Source organism: Pseudomonas sp. H3_D04 (assembly GCF_054669175.1).
Genome location: NZ_CP162801.1, coordinates 4,570,779 through 4,582,797, shown reverse-complemented (window position 1 = coordinate 4,582,797; position 12,019 = coordinate 4,570,779). Strand labels below are relative to the sequence as shown.

At 61.5% G+C, this 12,019-nt stretch carries 10 protein-coding genes; 9 read left to right on the top strand and 1 reads right to left on the bottom strand.

Annotation, left to right across the window (positions count from 1 at the left end):
* Window positions 1-68: 68 nt before the first annotated feature.
* On the bottom strand, window positions 69-983 hold the full coding sequence (locus tag AB4N91_RS21270) for a LysR family transcriptional regulator (protein WP_010462940.1): 915 nt from the start codon (window positions 981-983) through the stop codon (window positions 69-71).
* 176 nt (window positions 984-1,159) lie between these two features.
* On the opposite strand from AB4N91_RS21270, the gene AB4N91_RS21265 reads away from it, so the two are divergent.
* The 9 genes from AB4N91_RS21265 (at window position 1,160) to prfB (ending at window position 11,961) form a co-directional block, all read left to right on the top strand.
* Window positions 1,160-1,882 carry a tellurite resistance TerB family protein gene (locus AB4N91_RS21265; protein WP_010462938.1) on the top strand — a complete coding sequence of 241 codons (723 nt, stop codon included), beginning with the start codon at window positions 1,160-1,162 and terminating at the stop codon, window positions 1,880-1,882.
* Between the two features lie 263 nt (window positions 1,883-2,145).
* The gene (locus AB4N91_RS21260) at window positions 2,146-3,768 is read left to right on the top strand and encodes a methyl-accepting chemotaxis protein (RefSeq protein ID WP_010462936.1); all 1,623 of its coding nucleotides are present in this window, start codon (window positions 2,146-2,148) and stop codon (window positions 3,766-3,768) included.
* The gene (locus AB4N91_RS21255; RefSeq protein WP_102593531.1) at window positions 3,768-4,304 is read left to right on the top strand and encodes a chemotaxis protein CheW; all 537 of its coding nucleotides are present in this window, start codon (window positions 3,768-3,770) and stop codon (window positions 4,302-4,304) included. The genes AB4N91_RS21260 and AB4N91_RS21255 overlap by 1 nt, the downstream gene beginning before the upstream one ends.
* The gene (locus AB4N91_RS21250; RefSeq protein ID WP_154911826.1) at window positions 4,301-5,560 is read left to right on the top strand and encodes a CheR family methyltransferase; all 1,260 of its coding nucleotides are present in this window, start codon (window positions 4,301-4,303) and stop codon (window positions 5,558-5,560) included. The genes AB4N91_RS21255 and AB4N91_RS21250 overlap by 4 nt, the downstream gene beginning before the upstream one ends.
* Window positions 5,557-6,240 carry a chemotaxis protein CheW gene (locus AB4N91_RS21245; RefSeq protein WP_154911825.1) on the top strand — a complete coding sequence of 228 codons (684 nt, stop codon included), beginning with the start codon at window positions 5,557-5,559 and terminating at the stop codon, window positions 6,238-6,240. The genes AB4N91_RS21250 and AB4N91_RS21245 overlap by 4 nt, the downstream gene beginning before the upstream one ends.
* Window positions 6,237-8,537 (top strand): hybrid sensor histidine kinase/response regulator, encoded by a 2,301-nt coding sequence (locus AB4N91_RS21240; protein WP_154911824.1) that lies wholly within the window; start codon window positions 6,237-6,239, stop codon window positions 8,535-8,537. The genes AB4N91_RS21245 and AB4N91_RS21240 overlap by 4 nt, the downstream gene beginning before the upstream one ends.
* Window positions 8,534-9,544 carry a chemotaxis response regulator protein-glutamate methylesterase gene (gene cheB / locus AB4N91_RS21235; protein ID WP_077748306.1) on the top strand — a complete coding sequence of 337 codons (1,011 nt, stop codon included), beginning with the start codon at window positions 8,534-8,536 and terminating at the stop codon, window positions 9,542-9,544. Before AB4N91_RS21240 ends, cheB begins: the two co-directional genes overlap by 4 nt.
* Window positions 9,545-9,592: 48 nt before the next feature.
* Window positions 9,593-10,594: a diguanylate cyclase domain-containing protein gene (locus AB4N91_RS21230; RefSeq protein WP_010462924.1), complete on the top strand. Its 1,002-nt coding sequence runs from the start codon at window positions 9,593-9,595 to the stop codon at window positions 10,592-10,594.
* Window positions 10,595-10,865: 271 nt separating this feature from the next.
* A protein-coding gene (gene prfB, locus AB4N91_RS21225) for a peptide chain release factor 2 (protein ID WP_102593528.1) occupies window positions 10,866-11,961 on the top strand; the annotation gives its coding sequence in 2 pieces (ribosomal slippage) (window positions 10,866-10,937 and window positions 10,939-11,961; 1,095 coding nt in all).
* The last annotated feature ends 58 nt before the right edge of the window (window positions 11,962-12,019 follow it).

The window sequence follows — 12,019 nt, the reverse complement described above, 5'->3', positions numbered from 1 at the left end:
ATTGATGGAGCAAGACTAGTGCGCGGGCCCGAGGTCGACAAATTCTAAATACTGAAGGTGGCGTTCGATTAAATAGATGGCTTGCGCCCGCCGTGGGGTTGTTCGCGGGCCACGGTCAAAAACGGGTCCACCAACGCCGGACGCGCCGTGCCACGGCGCCATGCCAGGCCGACGTCGAGGGTCTGGCTCAGGTCGGCAATTGGGCGGGCTTCGATGATGTCGCCCTCCAGTGACCAGGGGCGGTAGGTCATGTCGGGCTGGATCGATACACCCAGACCTGCGGCCACCAGGCTCCGAACGGCTTCCGTCGACGCGGTTTTCAGGGTGATGCGCGGTTGCAGCCCGGCACCGCTCCACATGCGGTGGGCGTTGCGGTCCATTTCGTCGACGTTGAGCTGAATCAGTGGTTCGCGGGCCACATCGGCAAGGTTGATGCTGTCGTGTTCCAGTAACGGATGCTGGGCCGGCAACCACAACCGATGGGGCGAGTGGGTCAGCACTTCGGTCTGCAAGGCATGGCGGTCTTCGAGGTTGGACAGGATCAGCACGCCGACATCGATCTCACCGCTGACCAGCAAATGTTCGATGTACGGGCGCTCATCCTCCATCACCCGAATCTCGACATTGGGGTAGGCGCGCTGGAAACGGGTGAGCAAATCCGCAAGGTAATAACCGGCCACCAGGCTGGTCACGCCAATGATCAGCTGCCCGGCGACCTGATCGGTGCTTTGTTGCAGGCTGCGTTTGGCGTTGTCCACCGTGGCCAGAATCAGGTGCGCCTGGCGCAGGAATTGGTGGCCCTGATGGGTCAGGCTCATGCCCTTGGCGTGTCGGTTGAACAGGCCGACGCCAATCTCCTCTTCCAGTTGCTGGATCGCCAGGGTCAAGGTCGATTGGGAAATGAACGCGGTTTGCGCGGCGGCGGAGATCGATCCGGTCTCGGCCACGGCGATGAAGTGACGGATCTGACGCAAGGTCATCATGGGGAGTTACCCGGTGGGCGGTTTTTATAGATTCGCTTGAGTGTATATCGCTTTAATCGATGGCCCGTTTTTTTCAGGCAACATCCAGAAGCACTCTCGTCCCCGGTCGCCGGGCACTTTCGTTCTAGGCTGGTGGCCTTATGTGTCCGGTTAACCCCTTTCGTGGAGGCGGCAAAATGAATACGCGTGGATTGCTCGATCAACTACTCAAGTCCGGTCAGGACCTGATGAAGAACAAGGCCGGCGCAAATCAAAACAAGTCATCCAGCGGTGGATTGGGCGGATTGCTCGGTGGCAGCGGTGGTTCGGGCGGCCTCGGCGGTTTGCTCTCAGGCGCGGGCGGTGGTGCCTTGGCGGCTGGTGCCATGGGCCTGTTGCTCGGCAGCAAAAAGGCCCGCAATGTCGGCGGCAAAGTCGCCATCTACGGTGGTCTCGCGGCGCTCGGCGTGATTGCCTACAAGGCTTACGGCAACTGGCAGGCCCAGCAGGGCACCGCGCCGAAGACCGAGCCGCAAACACTCGACCGCCTGCCACCTGCGCAGGTTGAGTTGCACAGCCAGGCGATTCTCAAGGCATTGGTGGCTGCGGCCAAAGCCGATGGCCACGTTGATGATCGCGAGCGTGCATTGATCGAAGGCGAATTCACCAAGCTCGACAACGATCAGGAATTGCAGCAGTGGCTGCATGCCGAACTCAGCAAGCCGCTCGACCCGACAGAAGTCGCCCGCGCGGCCAGCACGCCGGAAATGGCGGCTGAGATGTACATCGCCAGCGTGATGCTGGTGGATGAGGAGAGCTTCATGGAGAAGTCCTACCTGGATGAACTGGCACGGCAGTTGAAGCTGGAGCCGGGATTGAAGGCGGAGCTGGAAAAGCAGGTGCGGCAGGCTTCCCTTTAATTGCGCAGTCAGGTCAGTTAAACCGTGTCATCGTTTTTCGCGAGCAGGCTCGCTCCCATAAGGGACCGCGTTCGATTGATCAACCCGGTCAATGGAGCGAGCCTGCTTGCGAAGGCGTTTGCTTCTCTCATCCCGTGATCCATTCACCGCACGCGCCTGCCAATTCGCTTTCATCGCGACGAAATAGAAGCATGACACCCGTCTTATAAATGAAACACCCTCAGCTATACTCCCCGGCATTTGAATCGCCCGAGGATTGACCCGTGAAGAACTGGACGTTGCGCCAACGCATTTTGGCGAGCTTTGCGGTGATTATCGCCATCATGTTGTTGATGGTGGTTGTCTCCTATTCGCGGCTCTTGAAGATTGAGGTCAGCGAAGCCAGTGTGCGTGAGGACGCGTTGCCCGGGTTGTATTACAGCTCGATGGTTCGCAGTGCCTGGGTCGACACGTACCTTCGAACCCAGGAGATGCTCGGTTTGAAAGAGGGGCAGGGTTTCAGCGCAGAAGAAGCCGACAGCTTCAAAAGCTTCGAAGCTCATCTGCAGGAGCAAATGAAGAACTACCAGGCCACCGTCACCACGGATGAAGACAAGGTCGAATACGCCGTTTTTGAAAAACTCCATGCCGATTACAACAAGGTCCTGGCCGCTGTGCTCGACTTGCACAAGCGCAATCAGGGAGCCGACGCGATCAAACTGTTCAACGAGCAACTGACCCCGGCCTGGACCGCAGGTCGCATGAAGCTCAATGACATCATCCGCGAAAACAAAGCGGTCGCCGACCAGGACATCGCGGCCATTGATGACGCCGTGATCACCGCGAAAGTCATCATGGGCATTTCCCTGTTGGTCGCGGTATTGGCCGCCGGCCTCTGCGGTTTGCTGTTAATGCGCGCGATCATGGCGCCGATGAACCGGATTGTGCAGATCCTCGAAATCATGCGCACTGGTGATCTCAGCGGCCGTCTGAACCTGGAACGCAAAGACGAATTCGGGGCCGTGGAAACCGGCTTCAACGACATGATGACCGAACTCACCTCGCTCGTGTCCCAGGCCCAACGCTCCTCCGTCCAGGTCACCACGTCGGTGACCGAAATCGCCGCCACCTCCAAGCAACAACAAGCCACCGCCACCGAAACCGCCGCCACCACCACCGAAATCGGCGCGACGTCCCGTGAAATCGCGGCCACCTCCCGTGATCTGGTGCGCACCATGACCGAAGTCTCCACCGCCGCCGACCAGGCCTCGGTCGCGGCCGGGTCCGGGCAGCAAGGCCTGGCGCGCATGGAGGAGACCATGCACTCGGTGATGGGCGCGGCCGATCTGGTCAACGCCAAACTGGCGATCCTCAACGAGAAGGCCGGCAACATTAACCAGGTGGTGGTAACCATCGTCAAAGTCGCCGATCAGACTAATCTGCTGTCTCTGAATGCCGCGATCGAAGCCGAAAAGGCGGGTGAATACGGGCGCGGGTTTGCCGTGGTCGCCACCGAAGTGCGGCGTCTGGCGGACCAGACCGCCGTGGCCACGTATGACATCGAGCAAATGGTCCGTGAAATCCAGTCGGCGGTGTCGGCCGGAGTCATGGGCATGGACAAGTTCTCCGAAGAAGTGCGGCGCGGCATGTCTGAAGTGCAACAGGTCGGCGAGCAGTTGTCGCAGATCATCCACCAGGTTCAGGCGCTGGCGCCGCGGGTGTTGATGGTCAACGAAGGCATGCAGGCGCAGGCCACCGGCGCCGAACAGATCAACCACGCGCTGGTGCAGTTGGGTGATGCCAGCAGCCAGACCGTCGAGTCCCTGCGCCAGGCCAGTTTCGCCATTGACGAGCTGAGCCAGGTGGCCGTCGGGCTGCGGGGCGGCGTCTCGCGATTCAAAGTCTGATGAGCGAACTCGCGGCCAAACACAGCACGGTGATGCCGGCCAGACAGGCGTTGTTTTTGCTGTTTCGGATCGGCAACGAGCGTTATGCCTTGCAGGCGCGCGAGGTGGCCGAGGTGCTGCCGCGTCTGCCATTGAAGCCGATTGCCAAGGCACCTGACTGGGTCGCCGGGGTGTTTGCCTATCGCGGCGCGGTGGTGCCGGTGATCGACCTCAGCGCGTTGACCTTTGGCGAACCGGCGCAATCGCGCACCAGCACACGGCTCGTGCTGGTGCACTATTGGCCGGACGAGCAGACGCCTTCACAGTTGCTTGGACTGATTCTTGAGCAGGCCACCGACACCTTGCGTTGCAATCCGGCGGACTTTAAGCCCTATGGCCTGGACAATCGCCAGGCGCCGTACCTGGGGCCGGTCCGTGAAGATGCCCAAGGCTTGCTGCAATGGGTGCGGGTGGCCGATCTGCTCGATGAACAGGTGCGCGCGCTGCTGTTTCCTTCGCCACCGCTGGCCACGGCGCTGCTTGAGGACGGGCCATGAGCAGCGATCAGCGGTTCTTCGATTTCCTCAAGGAACGCATCGGCCTCGACGTGACGTCGGTGGGGCCGGCAATCATCGAGCGCGCGGTGCGCCAGCGCAGCACCGCCTCCAGGATGCTGACGGCCGACGAGTATTGGCACACATTGCAAGGTTCGCAGGACGAACAGCAGGCGTTGATCGAAGCGGTGATCGTTCCCGAGACCTGGTTCTTCCGCTACCCGGAATCCTTCGCAACCCTGGCGAAACTGGCCATCCAGCGTTTGGCCGACATCAATTACATGCGCGCGCTGCGGATTCTCAGTCTGCCGTGCTCCACGGGCGAGGAGCCGTACTCCATCGCCATGGCCTTGCTCGATGCCGGACTTAAGCCGCATCAGTTCAAGGTCGAAGGCATGGACGTCAGCCCGCTGTCGGTGGAAAAAGCCAAGCGTGCGCTGTACGGCAAGAATTCGTTTCGTGGCCAGGACATCGAATTTCGCGAGCGGCATTTCAGCGCCGAAGAAGACGGCTACCGCCTCAACGAGCGAGTGCTTGAACAGGTGCGTTTGCAAGTCGGCAATCTGCTGGATCCGGCGCTGCTGGCCAGCGAGCCACCCTATGATTTTGTGTTCTGCCGCAACCTGCTGATCTATTTCGATCTGCCTACCCAGCAACAAGTCTTCGAAGTGCTCAAGCGCCTGACCCATGTCGACGGCGTGCTGTTTATCGGCCCGGCCGAAGGCAGTTTGCTCGGTCGATTCGGCATGCGCTCGATTGGCATCCCGCAGTCGTTTGCCTTCAGTCGTCAGAGCGCGCCCGAGCCTCTGCCAGTCTTTGTTCCGACACCGCTGCCAGTGCGTCAGCCGGTGCGTAGCGTGACTCCGCCGCCCGTGCGCCATCGTCCGTTCGCAACTCACACGCCGCCGGTCGTCACGCCAAAAGCTTCGGACGCTGCCGCCTTGCTGGCCAACATCGCTGCCCTCGCCAACGAAGGCAAAAGTGCCGAAGCTCGCGCCGCCTGTGAAGGTTATTTGCGCAGCCACGAGCCTGTGGCCCAGGTGTTTTATTGGCTGGGACTGCTCAGCGATGTCGCTGGTCGAGCGCTCGAAGCCCAAGGGTTTTATCGCAAGGCCCTGTACCTCGAACCGCAACATCCCGACGCGTTGATGCACCTGGCAGCCTTGCTGCAATCCCAGGGCGACACGGCGGGTGCGAAAAGATTGCAGGACCGCGCCGCCCGCAGCGAACGCGCCGCCGACAGTGAGCGTAAACGATGAACGCCTCCGACACTTTGAACCTCACCCATGAAGATGCCCAGGCCATCGATGATTGCTGGAACCGCATCGGAATCCACGGCGACAAGTCCTGCCCGCTGCTGATCGAACACATTCACTGCCGCAACTGCGCGGTGTATTCCGCCGCGGCCACGCGCTTGCTCGACCGCTACGCCTTGCAACAGGACGATCGCGAGCAGGTCTCGGTGGCGGTGGAAATCGACGTGAAAACCCGCTCGCTGCTGATGTTTCGACTTGGCGAAGAATGGCTGGGCCTGGCCACTCGCAGCCTGGTCGAAGTGGCACCGCTGCAAGCGATTCATTCGTTACCGCACCAGCGCTCTCGGGCCTTGCTCGGCGTGGCGAATGTGCGCGGTGCGTTGGTGGCGTGCCTGTCGCTGGTGGAACTGCTCGGTCTCGATGGCACTGCCAGCGTGACGTCAGGCGCGCGCGTGATGCCGAGGATGCTGATCATCGCCGCCCACGGCGGGCCAGTGGTGGTGCCGGTGGACGAAGTGGACGGGATTCACGCCATCGACGAACGCATTCTCGAGGCCGCCTCGCAGTCCGGCACCCAAGCCAGCGCCAGATACACCCGGGGCGTGTTGCAATTCAAGGGTCGCAGCCTGCGTTGGCTGGATGAAGAACAGCTATTGTCCGCCGTGACCCGGAGCCTCACATGACCCCCGAGCAAATGCGCGACGCCTCGTTGCTGGAGCTGTTCAGCCTCGAAGCCGAAGCCCAGACCCAGGTGCTGAGCGCAGGTCTTCTGGCGCTGGAACGCGATCCGACCCAGGCCGATCACCTCGAATCGTGCATGCGCGCGGCTCACTCGCTCAAAGGCGCGGCGCGGATTGTCGGGGTTGATGCCGGCGTCAGCGTCGCCCATGTGATGGAAGATTGCCTGGTCAGCGCGCAGGAAGGGCGCCTGTACCTGCGGCCCGAGCACATTGACGCCTTGCTGCAAGGCACTGATTTGCTGATGCGCATTGCGACGCCGAGTAACAATCCCGAATCGGCGGATATCGAGGCCTATGTGGCACTGATGGCGCGGTTGCTGGATCCAAATGCGCTGGCCGCGCCGATCAGCACGCCGATCGCCCCGTTCATGACCGAGTCCGAGTCCGAGCCGGAGCCTGAAGCACTCGCGCCCAAAGTCGAGGAACTGATTCCGGTCGCCGAACCGCCACCCGTCGAACCGCCGAGAAAGCTCCGGCGCACCACTGAAAATGGCGAACGCGTGTTGCGCGTCACGGCCGAACGCCTGAACAGCCTGCTCGATCTGTCGAGCAAGTCCCTGGTGGAAACCCAGCGACTCAAGCCGCACCTGGCCACGATGCAACGCCTCAAGCGCATGCAGAACAATGGCCTGCGGGCGCTGGAAAACCTCAACGTCCACCTCAAGGAACATGCCTTGAGCCTCGAAGCTCAGGAGGCCCTGGGCGATGCCCGGCGGCTGCTGGCCGAAGCGCAGCAATTGCTGGTGGAAAAAAACGCCGAACTGGACGAGTTTGCCTGGCAGGCCAGTCAGCGGGCGCAGGTCTTGTACGACACTGCGCTGGCCTGTCGCATGCGGCCGTTTGCCGACGTGTTGAGCGGGCAAGTGCGCATGGTCCGCGACCTCGGTCGCAGCCTCGGTAAACAGGTGCGACTGGAGATCGAGGGCGAGAAAACCCAGGTCGATCGCGACGTCCTGGAAAAGCTCGAAGCGCCGCTGACGCATTTGCTGCGCAACGCTGTCGATCACGGCATCGAATCCCCCGAGCAGCGTTTGCTCGCCGGCAAGCCTGAAGAAGGGCTGATTCGTCTGCGCGCCTCTCATCAAGCCGGTCTGCTGGTGCTGGAATTGAGCGATGACGGTCACGGCGTCGATCTGGAAAAGGTCCGTCGCAGCATCATCGCGCGGCAATTATCCCCGGCTGAAACTGCCGCGCAGCTCAGTGAAGAAGAGTTGCTGACGTTCCTGTTCCTGCCGGGTTTCAGCCTGCGCGACCGGGTCACCGAAGTGTCCGGTCGCGGTGTCGGCCTGGACGCGGTTCAGCACATGGTCCGTCAGTTACGCGGCGCGGTGGTGCTGGAGCAGACCGCAGGCGAGGGCAGCCGCTTTCATCTTGAAGTGCCGCTGACGCTGTCGGTGGTGCGCAGTCTGGTGGTGGAAGTCGGTGACGAGGCGTATGCGTTCCCGCTGGCGCACATCGAGCGCATGTGCGACCTGGAGCCGGCGGACATTGTTCAGGTCGAAGGGCGCCAGCACTTCTGGTACGAAGGCCGGCATGTCGGGCTGGTCGCTGCCAGTCAGCTGTTGCAGCGTCCGACGGGTGCGAGCAGTCAGCAAACCCTGAAAGTTGTGGTGATCCGCGAGCGCGAGGCGATTTACGGGGTGGCGGTCGAGCGGTTTATCGGCGAGCGGACATTGGTCGTATTGCCGCTGGACGAACGTCTGGGCAAGGTGCAGGACATTTCCGCTGGGGCCTTGCTCGACGACGGGTCGGTCGTGCTGATCGTCGACGTCGAAGACATGCTGCGCTCGGTGGACAAGCTGCTCAACACCGGGCGTCTGGAGCGGATTGCCCGTCAGGGCAGCCAGGCCGTCGAAGCGGCCCGCAAACGGATTCTGGTGGTCGACGATTCGTTGACCGTTCGCGAGTTGCAGCGCAAGTTGCTGCTCAATCGCGGCTACGACGTGGCCGTTGCGATCGACGGTATGGATGGCTGGAACGCCCTGCGTTCGGAGGATTTCGATCTGCTGATCACCGACATTGATATGCCGCGCATGGACGGCATCGAACTGGTGTCTTTACTGCGCCAGGATAATCGCCTGCAATCGCTGCCGGTTATGGTGGTGTCCTATAAAGACCGCGAAGAAGACAGTCGTCGTGGACTGGACGCCGGAGCCGACTATTATCTAGCCAAAGCCAGTTTTCATGACGACGCCCTGCTTGATGCAGTGGTTGAGCTCATCGGAGGAGCGCGGGCATGAAAATAGCGATCGTCAACGACATGCCCATGGCGGTTGAGGCCCTGCGCCGCGCCCTGGCATTCGAACCGGCGCATGAAGTGGTCTGGGTCGCCGGCAATGGCGCGGAGGCGGTGCAGCGTTGCGCCGAAAATACCCCGGACCTGATCCTGATGGACCTGATCATGCCGGTGATGGACGGCGTCGAGGCCACCCGGCGGATCATGGCCGACACTCCCTGCGCCATCGTCATTGTCACGGTTGACCGTCAGCAGAACGTGCACCGGGTGTTCGAGGCCATGGGTCACGGTGCGCTGGACGTGGTCGACACCCCGGCCCTCGGTGTCGGCAATGCCCAGGAGGCAGCGGCGCCGTTGTTGCGCAAGATCATGAACATCGGCTGGCTGATTGGTGACAAGGGCAATCGTGAGCGATCGGCCCCCAGCCCGCTGCGTAGCTCGGCCTCGCGCCAGCGCTTGATTGCGATCGGCTCGTCGGCAGGCGGACCAGCGGCGCTGGAAGTCTTGCTGAAAGGGCTGCCACGGGATTTTTCGGCCGCGATCGTGCTGGTGCAACATGTTGACCAGGTGTTCGCCGCCGGCATGGCCGAATGGCTCAGCAGCGCCAGCGGCCTGAAGGTGCGCCTGGCTCAGGAAGGCGAGCCTCCTTTGGCCGGCACAGTGTTGCTGGCGGGCACCAACCACCATATTCGCTTGCTGAAAAACGGCACGCTGGCCTATACCGCCGAACCGGTCAACGAGATCTATCGGCCCTCGATCGACGTGTTTTTCGAGAGCGTGGCCAGTTACTGGAATGGCGATGCCGTGGGCGTATTGCTCACCGGCATGGGACGCGACGGCGCGCAGGGGCTTAAACTCATGCGCCAACAGGGCTACCTGACCATCGCGCAGGACCAACAAAGCAGTGCGGTTTACGGAATGCCGAAAGCGGCAGCGGCCATCGACGCCGCCGTGGAAGTTCGCCCACTGGACAAGATAGCGCCACGATTGCTGGAGATTTTCCCAAAATGAAGACTTTTCGCAGCAATCCTGGCCCAAGCAGTATTCAGGTGACCGCACATGACTGACCTACAGCTCGACGACTTCAAGACCGACGAAAACGCCGCCATGGTGTTGCTGGTGGACGATCAGGCGATGATCGGCGAGGCGGTGCGTCGCGGGTTGTCGAATGAAGACAATATCGACTTCCACTTCTGCGCCGATCCACACCAGGCCATTGCGCAGGCGATCCGCATCAAGCCAACGGTGATCCTGCAGGATCTGGTGATGCCCGGGCTGGACGGCCTGAGCCTGGTACGTGAGTACCGTAATCATCCAGCGACCAAGAACATTCCAATCATTGTCCTGTCGACCAAGGAAGACCCGCTGATCAAGAGCGCGGCGTTCGCGGCCGGGGCCAATGATTACCTGGTCAAGCTGCCGGACAACATCGAGCTGGTGGCGCGAATTCGCTACCACTCGCGGTCCTACATGACGCTGTTGCAGCGCGATGCGGCCTACCGCGCGTTGCGGGTCAGCCAGCAGCAGTTGCTCGACACCAACCTGGTGTTGCAGCGGTTGATGAACTCCGACGGCTTGACCGGGCTCTCGAACCGTCGGCACTTCGACGAATACCTGGAGCTGGAATGGCGCCGCTCCCTGCGTGATCAGAGCCAGCTGTCGCTGCTGATGATCGATGTCGACTACTTCAAGTCCTACAACGACAGCTTTGGCCACCTCGAAGGCGATGAAGCCCTGCGTAAAGTCGCGACCGCGATTCGCGACGCGAGCGCCCGGCCCTCGGACCTGCCAGCCCGTTACGGCGGGGAAGAGTTCGCCTTGGTGTTGCCCAATACCACGCCGGGCGGGGCGCGGCTGGTGGCGGAAAAACTCCGCCTCACGGTGGAAGCGCTGAAGATTCCGCACATTGTCCCCAGCGAAGGCTCTGGCCTGACCATCAGCATCGGCCTGTCGACCATGATCCCGCAGCCGGGCAGCGATTGCCGGCAACTGATCTCGGCGGCGGACAAGGGGCTTTACCTGGCGAAGAACAATGGGCGCAATCAGGTGGGCATCGAGTAGCGGACGACCGAGATTGCGAATATTGATCGCTTGGATGGCAAATACCCCCTGTGGGTAGGGCGCTTGCCCCGCTGGGCCACGAAGCGGCCCCTCTTCTGCGCAAAAAGAAGGGGACTGCTGCGCAGTACAACGAGAGCAAGCTGCCTCGCCACAGATTACTCGGCGTCCGCTTTAATCATTCGCCCCTAAAGCCGCCAGGCGGGCTGCCGTGACAGCTTGATTACGTTATACTCGCCGGCTTTCAAAAGTTCGCCAACGAGTGCTGCCCGCCATGGAAATCAACCCGATCCTTAACAGTATCAAGGACCTGTCCGAGCGCTCCGAAACTATTCGGGGGTATCTTTGACTACGATCAAAAGCATGAGCGTCTGACTGAAGTCAATCGCGAGCTTGAAGATCCGGCTGTCTGGAACAACCCGTCGTACGCTCAGGAACTGGGCCGCGAGCGGTCGCTGCTGGCTCAGATCGTCGAAACCCTCGACGAAATGCACAGCGGTCTGGCCGATGCCAAAGATTTGCTGCTGATGTCCGCCGAAGAAGAAGACCAGGCCGCCGTCGATGACGTCGCTGCCGAAGTCGAGCGCCTGCGCGAGTCGCTGGAAAAACTCGAATTCCGTCGCATGTTCAGCGGTGAGATGGACGCCAACAACGCCTACCTGGACATCCAGGCCGGCTCCGGCGGCACCGAGGCCCAGGACTGGGCCAACATCCTGCTGCGCATGTACCTGCGCTGGGCTGACAAACGCGGTTTCGACGCGACCATCATGGAACTGTCGGCCGGTGAAGTCGCCGGGATCAAGGGCGCCACGGTCCACATCAAGGGCGAATACGCCTTTGGCTGGCTGCGCACCGAGATCGGCGTGCACCGTCTGGTGCGCAAGAGCCCGTTCGACTCCGGCAACCGCCGCCACACCTCGTTCTCGGCCGTGTTCGTGTCGCCGGAAATCGATGACAACATCGAAATCGACATCAACCCGTCGGACCTGCGCATCGACACCTACCGCTCCTCCGGTGCCGGTGGTCAGCACGTAAACACCACCGACTCGGCCGTACGTATCACCCACGTACCGACCAACACCGTGGTCAGCTGCCAGAACGAACGCTCCCAGCACGCCAACAAAGACACCGCGATGAAAATGTTGCGGGCGCGCTTGTACGAGCAGGAAGTGCAGAAACGCAACGCCGCCTCCCAGGCCCTGGAAGACACCAAGTCGGACATCGGCTGGGGTCACCAGATTCGCTCTTACGTGCTCGATGCGTCGCGAATCAAGGATTTGCGCACTAACATCGAACGCAGTGACTGCGACAAGGTGCTCGACGGCGATATCGACGAATACCTGGTGGCCAGCTTGAAACAAGGGCTTTAACGCACGCCCTGCGGGGGTCAATACGACCCTGTAGGAGCGAGGCTTGCCCGCGAACCCC